Here is a 16231-nt window from a genome sequence, read left to right as displayed (position 1 = left end):
TTATCGCCGCGCCGGGGTCAGACGCCCCAGCGCGGAATGTGATGGTGGCCCATGGCGACGCAGACGTTCTTCACCTCGGTGAACACCTCGAAGCTGTATTCACCGCCTTCGCGGCCGGTGCCGGATTGCTTGATGCCGCCGAACGGCTGGCGCAGGTCGCGTACGTTCTGGCTGTTGATGAACACCATGCCCGCTTCGATGCCCCGCGCCATGCGGTGGGCCTTGGCCAGGTTCTCGGTCCAGACGTAGGAGGCCAGGCCGTACTGCACGTCGTTGGCCAGCTCCAGGGCGTGTGCCTCATCGGTGAACTTGCCCAGGCACACCACCGGGCCGAAGATTTCCTCCTGGCAGATGCGCATTTTGTTGTCCACGTCGGCGAACACCGTGGGCTGGATGAACTGGCCGTTGGCGACCCGGTCGGGCAGGCCCTCCGGGCGTTCCAGGCCGCCGGCCACCAGTTTGGCGCCTTCCTCGATGCCGATGCGGATGTAGCCGGTGACTTTCTCGTAGTGCTGCCGGGTGATCATGGAACCGACCTGGGTGTCCGGGTTCTCCGGGTCACCCACCTTCAGCTTCTTGGCGCGTTCGGCGAATTTCTTGACGAACTCGTCATAGACACTTTCCTGAATGAAGATGCGGCTGCCGGCGGTGCAACGCTCGCCGTTCAGGGAGAAGATGGTGAACAGGGCGGCGTCCAGGGCGCGATCCAGGTCCGCGTCCTCGAACACCAGCACCGGCGACTTGCCGCCCAGTTCCATGGAGTACTTCTTCATGCCGCCGTTCTGCACGATCTTGCGACCGGTGGCGGTGCCGCCGGTGAAGGACACCGCGCGCACGTCTGGGTGGCGCACCAGGGCGTCGCCGGCGGTGGACCCGTAGCCCTGAATCACGTTGAACACGCCATCCGGAATGCCCGCCTCCTTGGTCAGCTTGCCCAGCTCGGCGGCGGTCATTGGCGACAACTCGGACATCTTGAGCACGGCGGTATTGCCCAGCGCCAGGCAGGGGGCGGTTTTCCAGGTGGCGGTCATGAACGGCACGTTCCACGGTGACACCAGCGCGCACACCCCTACCGGCTGGTACAGGGTGTAGTTGAGCATCTGGTCGTCCACCGGGTAGGTGTGGCCGTTCATGCGCGTGCAGACTTCGGCGAAGAAATTGAAGTTGTGCGAGGCGCGCGGGATCAGCACGTTCCTGGTCTGATGGATAGGCAGGCCGGTATCCAGGGTCTCCAGCTCCGCCAGGCGCGGCACGTTCTCGTCGATCAACTCGCCGAGGCGGCGCATCAGACGGGCCCGTTCCTTGGCCGGGGTGTTGGCCCAGCCGGGGAAGGCGGCCTTGGCGGCGGCCACCGCTTCGTTCACTTCCTTCTCGGTGCCGCTGGCTACCGGGCCGATCACTTCGCCGGTGGCCGGGTTGATGTTGTCGAACGTTTCCGGGCTTTCCACTTCCCGGCCGTTAATCCAGTGCTTGATCACGATGACTGCTCCTTCGCGTTCTTGAAGAATTCACTTTCGCTGAGCATGGTGTTGCGCAGCCGACCGATGCCCTCGATCTCCACGTCCACCACGTCGCCGGGTTGCACGTCCGCCATGCCCTTGGGCGTGCCGGTGGCGATCATGTCGCCGGGCCGCAGGGTCATGAAGCCGGACAGGTATTCGATCAGGAAGGGCACGTCGAAAATCATGTCGGCGGTGGTGCCTTCCTGTTTCAGCTCGCCGTTGATGTAGGTGCGCAGGGTCAGGTTGTTGGGTTCTGGAACCTGGCTCCTGTCGATGATCCAGGGGCCCACCGGGGTGGTGCTGTCACGGTTTTTCACGCGCAGGTTGGGCCGGTAGTAGTTTTCCAGGTAGTCGCGGATGGCGTAGTCGTTGCAGAGCGTGTAGCCGGCCACGTACTCCAGGGCGTCGGCGCGGCGGACGTTGCGCGCGGCCTTGCCGATTACCGCCACCAGCTCGCACTCGTAGTGCATGTAATCCACGTTGTCCGGGCGCCAGCTGTAACCGTCGTGGCCGGTGTAGGCGTTGGGCGCCTTGACGAACACCAGCGGTTCCTTGGGCGCCGATTTGAAGCTCAGCTCGGCGGCGTGGTCGGCGTAGTTGAGGCCCAGGGCGAACATGGTGCCGGTGGCCGGCGGCAGCCAGGTCACCTCGCCGGCGTCGAGCGGCGTGCCGTCGGCCATCAGGATATCGCCGTCGTCATTGACGGTGACGTCGAGCACCTGGCCCCGGTGCTGGATGCGAGCGTGTTTCATGAGCGGTCTCCTTCCCGGGTGGTATCTTCTTCCGTCACCAACGACACCAGGGTGCCGACCTTGTCGATCTCCACCGCCACTTCGTCGCCGGGCTGAACGTCCACGCGGCCGGCCGGCACGCCGGCGATCAGCACGTCGCCTTCGTGCAGGGTCATGAATTCGCTGAGCTCGGCGATCAGTCGCGCCACCGGGCGCACGAAGTTGCCAGTGTTGCCCTCCTGTCTGAGCTCACCATTGACGGTGAGGCGCACGCCCAGGCCGGCCGGGTCGCCGACGTCGGCGGCGTCGGTGACCCAGGGGCCGATGGGGCAGAAGCCGTCGCGGCATTTGGCCTTCACCGCCGGGCGGTAGTAGCTGTCCTCCGGCAGGCTGAACTCGTTGACCACGGTGTAGCCGGCCACATGGGCCAGGGCATCCTCTTCGTTCACCCGGCTGGCGGTTTTACCGATCACCACGCCCAGCGACGGGCCCGGCTGCAGACGCTCGACAGCGGGCCGCGCCACCGATCCGAGATGGCCGTTGCGGGTATTCGGGGTCTTGATGAACAGCACCGGCCTGGTGGGCGGCTTTTCGTAGGGGGGCTGTTTGAAGCTTTCCAGGTGGGACTCCAGCAGGGCCCGGTCATTGAGGGCGATGCCGAATACGACACCGGATACCGGTGGCAGCCAGCGGGCCGGGGCCGCGGCGAGGGTCTCGCCGTCGACCCGGCGCAACCGCTCACCGTCCATGGTGACGGCGGTCGGTTCGCCGTTGATTTCCACGAGGGCGTGGCGCATGGGAACTCCTGTTTGTTCTTTGCCGGATTTTGTACATTAAGATGTTAATGAATTCAAGCGGCCGACGCGATCGGTTATGCTGGGTCCCGGAGGGCCCTATGAACAACAACGAACCGATTCCCAACATCAACATCGGTCAGGTCTACGACCAGCGCTACGCGGATGCGGAGGTGCACTACGACGCCCTGGGACCGATGGCGGATTTCTTCGGCCGCAATATGCCGGCCCACCGTCACGACCGCTTCTTTCAGGTGCACTTCGTCAAAAGCGGCCTGGTGCGCGTTTATCTGGACGAGCGCCAGCATCACCAGCACGGGCCCCTGTTTTTCCTGACGCCGCCCACCGTGACCCACGCTTTCGTGACCCAGGCGGACGCCGACGGGCATGTACTCACCGTGCGCCAGCAGTTGGTGTGGAGCCTGCTGGAGGAGAGTGGTGACCTGGCCGACCCCGCCGAGGTACGGCCGCTGTGCGTGGCCCGCGCGCAATTGGAACCGCACCGGCACCCCGAGCTGGATCGTCTGGAGCGCCTGTTCGACGCGCTCGGCGACGAGGCCGCCAGTGACGGCGCCGGCCGCGAGGTGGCGGTGCGCAGCCTGGCGCGACTGATCTTTATCCGCCTGTTCCGGTTATCCAGCAGCGCGCTGCCGTCGCAACCGGCCCGCCACGAGGACCTGGCCGTGTTTCAGCGTTTCCAGATGCTGATCGAGGCGCATCACGCCCAGCATTGGACCCTGCTTCAGTACGCCGAGGCGCTGGATGTGACCGAAAACCGGCTCAACGAGATCTGTCGGCGCACCGCCGGCAAACCCAGCAAGCGGCTGGTGTTCGACCGTCAGGTCCAGGAGGCGCGACGGCTGCTGATCTTCACCGCCGCCTCCATTAATGAGATCGGCTACCGGCTCGGATTCAACGATCCGGCTTACTTCTCACGCTTCTTTACCCGCGAGACCGGCACCACGCCGGGACGTTATCGCCGCCGACACCGCCGCGGCTGAGCGGGCTCACGTGTATTGGCCTCGAAGAACGTCGCCAGCTCGTCCACCGCCCCGAGCGGCAGTACCAGGGAAACGTACTGGTCCGGCCGTACCACGATCACGGCCCCGCCTCGGTCGATGCCGCGTGCCTCGAAGATGTCCTGTCGCGGATCGATGGCGTAGACCTTTTCGTAGTCGATGAGCTGGAAAGGGCCCACGCGGGGTTGGAAAAGCGGTGGGATGGACGGGCCGAACTCCACATCGCCGTGGGTTTGCTGATAGATCACCTTGATGTCGAACAGGCTGTCCAGGTCGGCGCCGTCCGGGGTGAAGCGCACCACCGGCGAGGCGGCATCGTCGAGCATCCATTCGGCCCAGCGGTTCAGTCGCTCGGCCCCGGCGTCGGCGAAGGCGTAGAGGCGCCAGCGACCGTCGGCGGTGGCGTGGTGGCCCAGGTGCACATCATTGCCGTCGCACACTCGCATCACCGGCGCCGACTTGAAGCGTTTGCCCACTGGAAAACCCGTGGCGAGAGCCTGGTGACGGGTGTCGCCGGTGATCATTGAAGGGCGGTACTCGGTCATGAAGCCGGCGGGGAATTCCGCGGTTTTCACATAAAAGTCCGCCAGTTCCCTGGGGTCCTCGAATTCCTCGGTGGGCCTGGCCATCAGGCTCGACCATTCGCGGTCGAAGTCGATCAGGTTCTGCGCCACTTCCTGGCGCTCCTCGGAATAGGTGGCCAGCAGTTCCGGCGGCGCCTGGCCGGACAGTACCTGGCCCAGTTTCCAGGCGATGTTCCAGCCGTCCTGCATGGACACGTTCATGCCCTGGCCGGCCTTGGCGCTGTGGGTGTGGCAGGCGTCGCCGGCGATGAACACGCGCGGCGCGACCCGGCCCTCGTCCCCCGGGTCCACGTCGTCGAACTTGTCGGTGACCCGGTGGCCCACCTCGTAAACCGTATACCAGGCGCAGTCCTTCACCTCCAGGGTATAGGGATGGAGGATGCGATTGGCCTTGGCCACGGTGGTCTCCAGGGTGGTCTGACGCACTTGGCGGTTGTCGTCGGCGGACACCTCGCCCAGGTCCACGTACATGCGGAACAGGTGGCCGCCTTCGCGGGGAATATGCAGGATGCTGCCGCCGCTGGAGGACTGGATCGCGCACTTGGTGCGAATGTCCGGGAAATCGGTGGTGGCGAGCACGTCCATCACGCCCCAGGCGTGGTTGGCCACCTTGCCCAGGTGCTGGCGGCCAATGGCTTCGCGCACTTTGCTGTGGGCGCCGTCGCAGCCGATCACGTATTTGGCGTGCACGGTGCGCGTCTCACCTTCCCGTTCGCCGCTCACCTGGCGCAGGGTCACGGTGACCGGATACTCGGCGCTCCGATCAATGCTCAGCCCGATGAATTCCAGACCGTAGTCCGGCTCAATGCGTGCCGGGGCGTTGCGAGCACATTCCGCGAAGTAATCCAGCACCCGGGCCTGGTTGACGATCAGGTGTGGGAATTCGCTGATCTCGCCGGTGCCATCATCCAGCGCCACCGAGGCGCGGGCGATGTGCTCGGGGTTGGCCGGGTCCGGCGACCAGAACGCCATCTCCGTAATGCGGTAGGCCTCGGCGGTAATGCGTTCGGCGAAGCCGAAGGCCTGGAAGGTTTCCACGCTGCGTGCCTGGATGCCGTCGGCCTGGCCCAGTTTCAGGCGGCCCGGACGGCGTTCCACGATGCGGGTGGTGATGTCGGGGTATTTGGCCAGCTGGGCGGCGGCGATCATGCCCGCCGGTCCGCTGCCGACGATCAGCACATCGACTCGCTCGGGCAGGTCCTCCGGTCGGTTGATGCCGGTGCCGGCGGCGTCCTCGATGCGGGGATCGCTGGATACATAGCCGTGGTGATGGAACTGCACTGCGACTTCTCCCTTTTTGTTCTGATGAGCGTTTTTTTGGGCGATCGGGGTGGATGTGATCGCGTTGCTTTTTTCATCATCGGTGAGCCCCGTCGCCAGTCCCAGGTGTTTTCCGGAGGAAAAATTGCACTTTTCAACGGCTGCATCCGCGAATGTATACCCGCACTGGTCGAAGCGATTTTATTCGGGCCGGCGCATTGACCGGCCGCTCGGAGCCTGTTTAGTATTCATTAACAAATTAATGGATTGTGGCGCGCTGGACGCCCTGTGTCGCCACCGAAAACAACAAACAAAGACAGCGAGAGGTCGCCATGAAAACCCGTATAAGAAACCTCCCCCTCCGAATCGCCGGCACCGCCCTGGGCCTGATCCTGAGCCTCGGCGCTGCCCACGCCGACGACAGCGTCACGCTGCGCATCGAGCATTTCCTGCCGGCCAATTCCAACGCCCAGCAGAATGTGATCGAGCCCTGGTGCGAGGATATGAAGGCGGCGTCGGACGGCCGTATCAAGTGCGAGATCTATCCTTCCATGCAGCTCGGCGGTACCCCCGGACAGCTGGCGGACCTGGCGCGCAACGGTGTGGTGGATGTGGTGTGGACGGCGCTGGGTTATTCCGCCGGCCGCTTCCCGCGGAGCGAGGCGCTGGAGCTGCCGTTCGTGCTGCCGGCCGGCGGTGAAACCGCCAGCCGCATTATCTGGGACTATTCCACGACCTACGCCAAGGACGACTTCAAAGATTACAAGGTACTGGCGGTCTACAGCGACGGTGGCGGCACCCTGCACACCGCCCGCAAGGCGGTGCGCAATCTGGACGACATGAAGGGCCTGCGCGTGCGCGCGTCCACCCGGCTGGCGTCCCGCTTCCTGACCTCCGTGGGCGCCACCCCGGTGAGCATGCCGCCCTCGCAGATCGCCGACACCCTCTCCAAGGGCGTGATCGACGGCGCCCTGGCGGTGTGGGAGGTGGTACCGCCCACCAAACTGGACGAAACCACCTTCTACCACACCACCACCGGGCCGGATCAGGCCACCACCACGGTGACCACCCTGGCCATGCTGATGAACCGTCAGCGCTATCAGGGCCTGCCGGATGACCTCAGGAAAATCGTCGACGAGTACAGCGGCGAGGCACTCACCGTGCGCTTCGGCAAGGCCTGGGACAAGGCCATCGATCAGGTAAAAAACCGCATCGCCGGCGATGACGCGCACACCATCATCACCCTGGACGCCGCCGCCTATCAGGCCATGCTGGAGGCGTCGCAAAGCGTGGTGGATGACTGGGTGGCCAACGATGACGGCGGCCTGGACCGCCAGGCCCTGTTCGACGGCCTTCAGAAAACGGTCAAGCAATACATCCCGGAACTGGCGCGCTGAAGCGCGCCTCCCTGCGAGCGGAGTGAACAATGGCGGGCGTTATTCTGCGTCGATTGTCGCTGGGCTTTGCCCTGGCCGGTGGCGCCATCGTCCTGGTGCTGATCCTCATGTCGCTGGTGTCACTGGTGGGGCGAAAGCTGTTTTCCGCGCCCATTCCCGGTGATATCGAAGTGCTGCAAATGGCCATCGCCGTGGCGGTGACGGCGTTCCTGCCGCTGTGCGAAATCACCGACAACCACATTCGGGTGGACCTGATCGCGGGCTTTCTGCCGGCGCCGGTGAACCGGGCGCTGCTCGCCTTTGGCCATCTGCTGCTGGCCGCGGTGGCGGCACTGATGGGCTGGCGCACCTTTCTGCTGATGCAGAACAGCCAGGATTACGGTTCCACCTCCACCATGCTGGGCGTACCGCTTTGGTGGCCCCAGGGGCTGATGGTGCCGAGCCTGGCATTGCTCGCCGTTTGCGGACTGTACCGGGCGGCCCGGGAGATCGGATCATGAGCGGCATGGAAACCGGCCTGCTGGTGCTGGCGGTGCTGATGGGCCTGCTGGCGCTGCGCGTGCACGTGGGCATCGGCATGTTCCTGGCCGGTATCCTCTGCTACGTGCTGGTCAATCACGGTGACCTCAACGCGCTGCTCTTCACCGTCAATAATCTGGTCTACGCGCGGGTGTCCGATTACGACCTGGCGGTGATTCCTCTGTTCGTGCTGATGGGTCAGTTCGCCATCCATGGTGGTTTGTCCCGGGCGCTGTTCCGCGCCGCTTCCGCCTTCATCGGCCACTGGCGGGGCGGGCTGGCGATGTCCGCCGCCGGCGCTTGCGCCGGCTTCGGTGCCATTTGCGGTTCGTCCCTGGCCACCGCCGCCACCATGAGCCAGGTGGCGCTGCCGGAGCTGGAAAAGCACCACTACCCGAACAAGCTGGCCGCCGGCACCATCGCCGCCGGCGGCACCCTGGGCATTCTGATCCCGCCGTCCGTGCCGCTGATCGTCTACGCGGTGCTGACCCAGGAATCCATCGGCAAGCTGTTCGTGGCGGCGATCATTCCCGGTTTGGTGGCCATGCTCGGCTATCTGATCGTGATTCGTCTGGTGGCCATGCGCACCATGCGCGCCGCGCCGCGTATTCCCAAAGCCGCGTGGCGCACTCGCCTGCGTGCGCTGGCGGAAGTCTCACCGGTACTGCTGGTGTTTCTGGTGGTGATTTTCGGTATCTATGGCGGCTGGGCCAATCTCACCGAGGCGGCGTCCATCGGCGCCGGCGCCTGCGGTCTGTTCGCCGTGGTGCGCGGCGGTCTGCGCGGCGAGGGTCTGGTGAAAAGCCTGATCGGCACCGCCGAGGCGTCCGCCATGATCTACCTGGTGGTGATCGGCGCCGACCTGCTCAACAGCGGCCTGGCGCTCAGCCGGATGCCGGTGGAACTGGCGAACTGGGTGCAGGCCAGCGGCATGGCGCCGTTCGCTGTGCTGCTGTCGATTCTGGTGATCTACCTGCTGCTGGGCTGCGTGATGGATTCCCTGTCCATGATTCTGCTCACCGTGCCGATCTTCTATCCGATCGTGGTGGGCCTGCCGTTCTTCGACCTTACGCAGACGCAGATTTCCATCTGGTTCGGCATCATCGCCCTGATGGTGGTGGAAATCGGCCTGATCACGCCGCCCATGGGCATGAACCTGTTCATCGTTCAGAAGTTCAGCGAGCGTACCTCCCTGGGAGCGGTGAGCCGGGGCATCTTGCCATTCCTGGGCGCGGACCTGGTGCGCATCGCGCTGCTGGTGGCGGTGCCGGCGTTGTCCTTATGGCTGTTGCCGGCGGCCTGAGCCGCCGGCTCGCCGCTCAGGCCGGTTCCAAAACCTGGGCGGTCACCGGCTTGGCGCGGGTTGCCTGGTGGCCGATGCGCACGCTGCCGTCCTCCGGGGAGACCTGATAGAACACCGTGGTCATGCTGTCCTCGTTCAGCTCCACCCACACAAAACCGTAGTCGCTGTCGTTCTGGTAGCGCACGGGATTGCGCGTGGCGTCCTTGAAGTCGTCGGTCTTGGCGCCGGCGCCGGACACGATCAGCTCGGTGCGACCCATGGCCCGGGCCGGTTGCAGCCATTGCAGGGAATGATCGTGGCCGGTGAGCAGCAGGTCGGCGCGGTCGGCGAAGCACTCTTCCAGAAACGCCTTGTAGCGCAGGCCGTCGGCGTCCGGGTTGTTGAACAACCAGCGCAGATGGGCGTCCAGATCGCCGGCGTTGCCGTGCTTGCCGTTGGACCGGTAGGGCACATGGCTCATGGCGATTTTCCAGTGGGCCTGGCTTTTATTCACGGCGCGCTTCATCCAGGTCTGTTGCGGGTAGCCGTAGTGGGTCCAGTTGAAGTCCTCGTTGTGGTCCAGATAGAAGCTGGTGAGCGGATTGGAATCCACCACGAACAGTTCCAGAAAGGGCGTGTCCCGAGAGGTGTCGAAGGCCTGGCTGTAGAAGCGGGCCGGCATGTGCCACTTGTTGGAATAGCGCTCGCGGCTGTAGTGGTACAGGACCTGGTAGTCACCGCGCTGGTTGTCGGAGCCGCCGCCGAACACGGTGCTGGCGCAGTCGTGATTGCCCAGGCACAGGAAGAACGGCAGATCCAGGTTCTGGTAGGGATACTCGAATTTTTCCAGAAACTGGGGGTCGTCCACGGCGGTGACGCCGGCCTCGTAAATGTTGTCGCCGGTGAGCAGGACCAGGTCGCAGCCGCGTTCGGCCACCACCGCCTCCATGGCGGCGGCCACCTGATACTGGCCCTGGCCGCCGCTGCCGGTGTCACCGACGGCGATAAAGCGCAGCGTTCTTGGCGCGTCCGGTGTGTCGGGGGTGTTGCCGGTCTCGCCGCCGCCCGGCGCGGGGGTGGGGGCGGGCTCGCCACCTCCGCCGCCGCCTCCGCAGGCGCTGAGCACCGGTACGCTGGCGCCGCCGATCAACAGGTTACGAATAAAGTCACGTCGTTTCAGGCTCATGGCTTGATCCCTTGGGTTGAAGGCGCCAGCGGTGGCGCGTCGGCTTTCGGGGCGCTGGGCTGGGAAGCCCGCTCCACCCGGTTCCGGCCATCGCGGGTCAGGTAGGAGCGGGCGAAGAACTCGCTGTCGTCCGGTTCGCTGACCGTGTCGAGGTGGAACCAGTCCGCCTTGCAGTGCTCGGCGGTCAGGTCCAGAACCAGATAGCCCCGGTGGAACAGGTCCACCCATTTCAGATGCGGGTTGAGCGGCACGAGGGCGGCGCGGGCCAGGTCGGAGAGTCCCTGGGTGGGGGCCGCCGGGGAGGTCACCGCCGGGGTCACGAACTCCACCGCCAGGGAGCCCTCGCCGGTGAAGCGGTTGTACACCAGGGCATTGCCCGGATCGCTGCTCAGGTCCATGGCCCAGGAGCTGTGGATGTCGCCGGTGAGCACCACGGTGTTGTCCAGCGCCATGGCCTCGATGCGACCAAGCAGGGCACGGCGGCTGGTTTCATAGCCGTCCCACTGGTCGTAGTTGAGCTGGGCGCCGCCGCCCAGGTCCCAGTTGGGCATGTCCGGCAGGGTGCCCAGGGTCAGCGGCGCGAGCATGACCTGCTGGCCGATCAGGTGCCAGCGGGCGCCGCGGCCACGGGAGTATTCCAGTTGTTCGAACAGCCATTCACGCTGATCCTGGCCAAGCAACTGACGGTCCCGGTCGCGGGCCGCCGAAGGACTGCTGACCTGTTCGTCGCGGCCGATCAGACGGGTGTCGAGCATCATCAGGGTGAGCAGGTCACCGTAATCGAAGCGCCGGTAGATGCGCATGGCCCGGTCCGGAAAACCCATGCGGATGGGCATCCATTCGTAATAGGCGCGCACCGCCGCGCGCTTGCGCTCGGCGAAGTCTCCCTCGCCCTCATTATGGTTTTCGGCGCCGTGCATCCAGGCGTCGTTGGCGATCTCGTGATCGTCCCACACGCAGATGAAGGGGTGCTGGCGGTGGCACTCCCGCAGGTCCGGGTCGCGGCGGTAGCAGGCATAGCGACGGCGGTAGTCCTCCAGCGTGATGATCTCGTGGGGCGGGTCCACCGGGCGCAGGGCCGCCAGGTCCGGGTCGTTGTACTCGCCCTGGGCGTATTCGTAGAGGTAGTCGCCCAGGTGCAGCACGGCGTCCAGATCGGCGCGTCGCGCCACCCGGCCGTAGGCGTTGAACCAGCCATGGGGCAGGTTGGAACAGGACATCACCGCCAGGCGCAGGTGATCGACCCGGGCGCCGGGGGCCGGAGCGGTCCGCGTGCGCCCCACCGGGCTGGTAAAGCCGAGGCTGTGGAAGCGGTAGAAATAGGTGGTCTCCGGATCGGGCAGCAGCGGGTCCAGCTTGACGGTGAAATCGTTCTGGGAGCGGGCGTAGCCGACGCCCTGGTACACCGGCGAGGCGAAGGCCGGGTCCCGGGCCACTTCCACCACCACCGGGATCTCGTCCAGAGGGGCGGCGGTGATCCGGGTCCAGAGAATCACCTGATTGGCCAGCGGGTCGCCGCTGGCGACGCCGTGCTGGAACGGGTCCGGACCGTCGTAGGCGGGCATTTCCGGGGCGTTCGGCGTGCCGTCGGGCCGGTCCGGGCGGTCGTCGCCGCCGGCGTTGGAGCCACCGCCGCCGCCGCAGGCGGACAAGACGCCCAGGGACAGCCCGGCGGTGGCGGAGCGGGTGAGGAATTCGCGTCGTTTCATGACCTGCCTCGATAGGGAAAATCAGGCGGCACGCTACGGCGCGGTCATGATTCGAATATGACAGTTTTCGGCACCGACCCGGTTCCGGTTATGGATGGCGTTGCTGTGCAACGGGGAAAATCCCCGGGGCACGGGGGGTTGCGGCGTCGTACGGGGTAAATGTTTTGATTCGTTTTGTTTTGTAACCGTCAGCGGTTTCCGTCGCGGCGCCACTCCGGCGGCTTCCACAGGTGCTTGAGCCGCTGGCCCGCGGGGCCGCGGCGGGCCATGTCGCGGAACATATCCCGGTATTCGTGGCACCAGTTGACGATCAGACTGCGGCTGTACACCGGGCGGGTGATGCCGTACTCCACCGGTTCATCGTCCCGTTCCTCGGTGAAGGTGCCGAACAGGCGGTCGAAGACGATAAAGACGCCGCCGTAGTTGCGGTCGATGTAGTCCGGATTGCGGGCATGGTGCACGCGGTGGTGGCTGGGGGTGTTGAAGACCCACTCGATCCACGGATGCAGCCGGCCCACCAGGGTGGTGTGAATAAAAAACTGGTAGACCAGGGACAGGGCGTAGCAGACACCGATCCACACCGGGTTGAAGCCGATCAGCGCCAGCGGCACATAGACCAGCCAGCCGCCGTTGAAGATATTGGTGGCGTTCTGGCGCATGGCGGTGGAGAAGTTCATGCGCTCGGAGGAGTGGTGGGTGACGTGGGCGGCCCACAGCCAGCGCACCCGATGGGAACCCCGGTGAAACCAGTAGAAGCAGAAATCGGTGAGCACCCAGAGCAGGACGGCGGTGCCCGGGTTCAGGGGGATGTCCAGCAGCCGGTGGTGGTAGGCCAGGGCGAACACCGGGAAGGAAATGATCCCGGCGAACAGCAGCTCGGTGGTCTGGTAGCCGGCGCCGAGCAGGAAGTTACGCAGGGATTCGCGGGGGTCCACGCGCACCGGATCATGGCGGATGCGCAGGTATTCCCACAGGAACACGCCGATGAACACCGGCGTGGCCACCACGAAAATCATCTGCCGCTCGTCCAGGGCCAGCCACGGAGAGACCGTCTGCCAGAGCGGCGCCAGGCCGCTGTCGCGCCAGACATCGCGGAACATTTCCATCAGGGCCATGACCCTTGCCTCCTGTTGCAGGTGGTGGCAGTGAGGATGAAGGTCATTGTGACCCCGGCCGGCATCACCGGTATTGACGAAAGATGCCGTGTTTTTGACAATTCACGCCATCGCCGTCAAACAGGGGAAGACCATGGCCACGGCCATGCGCGTCACCGGCGCCTGGGTGCAGTTGCTCAGCGACTGGCTGGACAAGGAAAACCTGCCGGCGCCGGAGTTGCGCGAAATTCTCGACAGCCGCGGGCCGGCGGACATCGTGGCGCTGCCGCTGTGGCGGGAACTGCTGGCCCGGGCGGTGGCGCTGCGCCCGGGACGGGCGGCGCCGGGCCTGGAGATCGGCGCCCTGGCCCGGCCCCGCCATGTGGGGGTGCTCGGCTACCTGACGCTGACCTGCCAGACCCTGGGGGAGGCGATGCTGGCCTACCAGCGCTACGAGAGCCTGTTCTATGGCCGTGATCTGGTGGAGGTGGTGGCCGACGGGGAGCGCATGACGGTGCGCTGGCCGGCCTCGGTGTCCACCGGGGCGTTGGCGGACAGTGTCGCCATCGCCGCCCTGGTCACCTTTCTGCGCCACCTGCTGCAACAGCGGCTGGCGCCGGCCCGGGTGAGTTTCGTGTTCGCGGCGCCGGAGGCCGCCGGGCGACGGGCCTACCGGGATTTCTTTGGCTGTCCGGTGACCTTTGGCGCCGAGCACACCAGTGTGTCGTTTCCGCTGGCCTTCCTGGAACTGAGCCTGCCGCGCAGCGATACCGGCTCGCGGGCCCTGCTGGACCGCCAGGCCCGGGCGCTGCTGCGGGCGCTGCCGGAGTCCGACGGTTTCGACCGCGCCCTGCAGCAGGCCATGGTGGCGCTGTTGCCGGACGGACAGGTGAGCCTGAAGCGGGTGGCTGCGCGGCTGCATATGTCGGTGCGCACGCTGCAGCGGCGGCTGCAACAGCGGCGTCTCAACTGGCGCACCCTGCTGGATCGCACCCGGGAACAGCTGGCCGACCAGTACCTGGCGGACCGGTCCCTGAGCCTGGGGGAGATCGCCCTGTTGCTGGGTTACTCGGAGCACAGCGCCTTCAGCCGGGCCTACCGACAGTGGACCGGGCGCACGCCGGCGCGGGCCCGGCGCTCCGCTTCAGAGGCGATGATGGGCGGCGGTGATCGCGACTGAAGTCGCGATGCGCGTTAGCCGCCGAGCAGCTGTTCCTCGGCCGCTTCCACCGCCTCCAGGGGGCCGTAGAGAATCAGGATGTCGCCGTCGAGCAGCACGGTATCGTCGTCCGGGTGGGCCAGGGTGCGGTCTTCCCGGCGCAGCGATTGCACTTCCACCTTGCCGCCGGCCAGACCCAGGTCGCCCAGGCGTTTGCCGATGGCGGCGGCCTGGCCGTGCACGGTGACCGCATGCAGCAGCCGGTAGGGATTGCCGGCCCGGTCGGCGGTGGGCAGCGATTCGCCGTGGTAGTAGCCGCGCAGCAGCTTGTAGCGCTCGCGGCGGCTCTGGCGCAGCATGGCCAGCACCTTGCCGAACGGCGTCTCCAGCATCATCAGGGCATGGGCCACCAGCATCAGCGAGGCTTCCAGCACTTCCGGCACCACTTCCGCCGCCCCGGCGGCCAGCAGTTCGTCCAGGTGGGCGTCGTCGCGGGTGCGCACCAGCACGCGCAGGTCCGGGCACAGTTGATGGGCGGTGTGCAGGATGCGCTCCGCCTGGCGCGCGTCGTCGAAGGTCACCACCAGCAGGCTGGCCCGGTGGATGCCGGCCCGTTCCAGGATTTCCTTGCGGGTGGCGTCGCCGTAGAGAATACGCTCGCCGGCCTGGCTGGCTTCCTGGATGCGCACCAGGTCGGTGTCGATGGCCACCGCCTGATGATGGAAACGGTGCAGATAGCGCATCAGGTTCTGGCCCACCCGGCCGTAGCCGCACAGCAGCACATGGCCGGTGGTGGCCTCGTCCACCGCCGGGGTGTCCGGTTCCTGTTCCCACTGCCGCAGCAGGCGGCGGGTGAGGGTGCCGCTGTGTTCCAGCAGCGCCGGGGTCACCGCCATGGTCAGCACGGTGATCGACACCAGCACCCCGGCCTGCTCGTTGCTGATCAGACCGTGGGTGACCGCCAGGGCCATCAGCACGAAGCCGAACTCGCCGCCCTGGGCCAGCAGCACGCCGGTGCGCAGGGCGGTTTCCCGGCGCTCGCCCAGCAGCCGCAGCACCGCCGTGACCACCGCCAGCTTGAGCACCATCAGCAGGCTGGCGCCGATCAGAATCCAGTACCAGTAATCGACGAACAGGGCCGGCGACACCAGCATGCCCACGCCCATGAAGAACAGGCCCAGCAGCAGATCCCGGAACGGCCGGATGTCGGCCTCGATCTGGTGCCGGAAATGGCTCTCGCCCAGCATCATGCCGGCGAGAAAAGCGCCCAGCGCCATGGACAGGCCCAGGGCATGGGTCACCCAGGCGGCCAGCAGCGCCAGCAGCAGGGCGGTCATCACGAACACTTCGTCGGAGCGGGTGCGGCCGGTCTCCTCCAGAGCCCGGGGCAGCACCCATTTGCCGATCACGTAGATGCCGGCGAACAGCAGCACCGCCTTGCCCAGGGTGGCGGCGGCGGTGGTCAGGGGATTGCCGGTGCCCGGGTCGGCCAGCACCGGCAGCAGCACCAGCAGAATCACCGCCGCCAGATCCTGGAACAGCAGCACGCCGGTGGCGGCCCGGCCATAGCCGGTGTTCACCGCGCCCCGGGCGATCAGGTCGCGGATCACCATGGCGGTGGAGGAGAGCGCGAAGGCGGCGCCGCCGATCAGCGCCACCGCCGGGGTCGGCGCCAGCCACCACAACAGAGCGATCACCGGCAGGGCGGTGAGCAGTACCTGCAGCGGGCCGGCGCCGAACACCACCCTTCGCAGGGCCAGCAGACGCGGGATGGAGAATTCCAGGCCCAGGGAGAACAGCAGGAAGACGATGCCGAACTCGGCCAGATGCTGCATGCCGGAGGTGTCGCCCACCCAGCCGAAGCCGCCCGGGCCGGCGAGCACGCCGGCGCCCAGGTAGGCCAGGATCGGGGGCAGATGCAGACGGCGAAACACCACCACGGCGAACACCGCCGTGGTCAGCAGGATCACCACCAGAGTCAGGGAATCGTGCATG

General features: G+C 66.2%; 14 protein-coding genes. 6 read left to right on the top strand and 8 right to left on the bottom strand.

Annotation, left to right across the window (positions count from 1 at the left end; translation table 11 throughout):
- Positions 1-17: 17 nt before the first annotated feature.
- From hpaE to IM760_RS08820, 3 genes are read right to left on the bottom strand one after another with little or no spacing between them, the layout of a single operon-like run.
- A complete protein-coding gene (gene hpaE, locus IM760_RS08830) occupies positions 18-1478 on the bottom strand; it encodes a 5-carboxymethyl-2-hydroxymuconate semialdehyde dehydrogenase (RefSeq protein WP_204428439.1) in 1461 nt (486 codons plus the stop codon).
- Positions 1475-2254 carry a fumarylacetoacetate hydrolase family protein gene (locus IM760_RS08825; RefSeq protein ID WP_204428438.1) on the bottom strand — a complete coding sequence of 260 codons (780 nt, stop codon included), beginning with the start codon at positions 2252-2254 and terminating at the stop codon, positions 1475-1477. The genes hpaE and IM760_RS08825 overlap by 4 nt, the downstream gene beginning before the upstream one ends.
- Positions 2251-3030 carry a fumarylacetoacetate hydrolase family protein gene (locus IM760_RS08820; RefSeq protein WP_204428437.1) on the bottom strand — a complete coding sequence of 260 codons (780 nt, stop codon included), beginning with the start codon at positions 3028-3030 and terminating at the stop codon, positions 2251-2253. The genes IM760_RS08825 and IM760_RS08820 overlap by 4 nt, the downstream gene beginning before the upstream one ends.
- A gap of 98 nt (positions 3031-3128) precedes the next feature.
- Between IM760_RS08820 and hpaA the strand changes: the two genes are divergently transcribed.
- Positions 3129-4028: a 4-hydroxyphenylacetate catabolism regulatory protein HpaA gene (gene hpaA, locus IM760_RS08815; protein ID WP_204428428.1), complete on the top strand. Its 900-nt coding sequence runs from the start codon at positions 3129-3131 to the stop codon at positions 4026-4028.
- Here the strand turns inward: hpaA and IM760_RS08810 are convergent.
- Positions 4001-5911, bottom strand: coding sequence for an FAD-dependent monooxygenase (locus tag IM760_RS08810; protein ID WP_204428426.1), 1911 nt, complete (start codon positions 5909-5911; stop codon positions 4001-4003). The genes hpaA and IM760_RS08810 overlap by 28 nt on opposite strands.
- On the opposite strand from IM760_RS08810, the gene IM760_RS08805 reads away from it, so the two are divergent.
- From IM760_RS08805 to IM760_RS08790, 4 genes are all read left to right on the top strand, one after another.
- Positions 5894-6112, top strand: coding sequence for a hypothetical protein (locus IM760_RS08805; RefSeq protein WP_204428424.1), 219 nt, complete (start codon positions 5894-5896; stop codon positions 6110-6112). The two genes, IM760_RS08810 and IM760_RS08805, sit on opposite strands and share 18 nt — an antisense overlap.
- A 110-nt stretch (positions 6113-6222) precedes the next feature.
- Positions 6223-7287, top strand: coding sequence for a TRAP transporter substrate-binding protein (locus IM760_RS08800; RefSeq protein ID WP_204428422.1), 1065 nt, complete (start codon positions 6223-6225; stop codon positions 7285-7287).
- A gap of 29 nt (positions 7288-7316) precedes the next feature.
- Positions 7317-7787 (top strand): TRAP transporter small permease, encoded by a 471-nt coding sequence (locus tag IM760_RS08795; protein WP_204428420.1) that lies wholly within the window; start codon positions 7317-7319, stop codon positions 7785-7787.
- Entirely contained in the window at positions 7784-9109 is a 1326-nt protein-coding gene (locus IM760_RS08790; RefSeq protein WP_204428418.1) for a TRAP transporter large permease, read from the top strand. Before IM760_RS08795 ends, IM760_RS08790 begins: the two co-directional genes overlap by 4 nt.
- Before the next feature lie 16 nt (positions 9110-9125).
- Here IM760_RS08790 and IM760_RS08785 read toward each other — a convergent pair whose 3' ends face one another.
- The 3 genes from IM760_RS08785 to IM760_RS08775 form a co-directional block, all read right to left on the bottom strand.
- Positions 9126-10274, bottom strand: a complete 1149-nt coding sequence (locus IM760_RS08785) for a metallophosphoesterase (RefSeq protein WP_204428416.1) — start codon at positions 10272-10274, stop codon at positions 9126-9128.
- Positions 10271-11983 carry an alkaline phosphatase D family protein gene (locus tag IM760_RS08780; protein WP_204428415.1) on the bottom strand — a complete coding sequence of 571 codons (1713 nt, stop codon included), beginning with the start codon at positions 11981-11983 and terminating at the stop codon, positions 10271-10273. The genes IM760_RS08785 and IM760_RS08780 overlap by 4 nt, the downstream gene beginning before the upstream one ends.
- A 188-nt stretch (positions 11984-12171) precedes the next feature.
- Positions 12172-13098 (bottom strand): sterol desaturase family protein, encoded by a 927-nt coding sequence (locus tag IM760_RS08775; RefSeq protein ID WP_204428414.1) that lies wholly within the window; start codon positions 13096-13098, stop codon positions 12172-12174.
- A 133-nt stretch (positions 13099-13231) separates the two neighbouring features.
- Between IM760_RS08775 and IM760_RS08770 the strand changes: the two genes are divergently transcribed.
- Positions 13232-14257: an AraC family transcriptional regulator gene (locus tag IM760_RS08770; protein ID WP_204428413.1), complete on the top strand. Its 1026-nt coding sequence runs from the start codon at positions 13232-13234 to the stop codon at positions 14255-14257.
- A gap of 14 nt (positions 14258-14271) precedes the next feature.
- On the opposite strand, the gene IM760_RS08765 is transcribed toward IM760_RS08770, so the two are convergent.
- Positions 14272-16230, bottom strand: coding sequence for a monovalent cation:proton antiporter family protein (locus IM760_RS08765; RefSeq protein WP_204428412.1), 1959 nt, complete (start codon positions 16228-16230; stop codon positions 14272-14274).
- Between the last annotated feature and the right edge of the window lies 1 nt (position 16231).

Source organism: Alloalcanivorax marinus (assembly GCF_016906305.1).
In the GTDB taxonomy this organism is placed as follows: domain Bacteria; phylum Pseudomonadota; class Gammaproteobacteria; order Pseudomonadales; family Alcanivoracaceae; genus Alloalcanivorax; species Alloalcanivorax marinus.
Note: the sequence above shows the minus strand (reverse complement) of the source record. Positions and strands in the feature narration are given on the sequence as shown.

Coding starts and splice junctions, on each gene's coding strand:
- IM760_RS08790 (WP_204428418.1), top strand. CDS start 7,784: ATGAGCGGCATGGAAACCGGCCTGCTGGTGCTGGCGGTGCTGATGGGC.
- IM760_RS08775 (WP_204428414.1), bottom strand. CDS start 13,098: ATGGCCCTGATGGAAATGTTCCGCGATGTCTGGCGCGACAGCGGCCTG.
- IM760_RS08770 (WP_204428413.1), top strand. CDS start 13,232: ATGGCCACGGCCATGCGCGTCACCGGCGCCTGGGTGCAGTTGCTCAGC.
- IM760_RS08795 (WP_204428420.1), top strand. CDS start 7,317: ATGGCGGGCGTTATTCTGCGTCGATTGTCGCTGGGCTTTGCCCTGGCC.
- hpaA (WP_204428428.1), top strand. CDS start 3,129: ATGAACAACAACGAACCGATTCCCAACATCAACATCGGTCAGGTCTAC.
- IM760_RS08780 (WP_204428415.1), bottom strand. CDS start 11,983: ATGAAACGACGCGAATTCCTCACCCGCTCCGCCACCGCCGGGCTGTCC.
- IM760_RS08765 (WP_204428412.1), bottom strand. CDS start 16,230: ATGCACGATTCCCTGACTCTGGTGGTGATCCTGCTGACCACGGCGGTG.
- IM760_RS08820 (WP_204428437.1), bottom strand. CDS start 3,030: ATGCGCCACGCCCTCGTGGAAATCAACGGCGAACCGACCGCCGTCACC.
- IM760_RS08800 (WP_204428422.1), top strand. CDS start 6,223: ATGAAAACCCGTATAAGAAACCTCCCCCTCCGAATCGCCGGCACCGCC.
- IM760_RS08825 (WP_204428438.1), bottom strand. CDS start 2,254: ATGAAACACGCTCGCATCCAGCACCGGGGCCAGGTGCTCGACGTCACC.
- IM760_RS08785 (WP_204428416.1), bottom strand. CDS start 10,274: ATGAGCCTGAAACGACGTGACTTTATTCGTAACCTGTTGATCGGCGGC.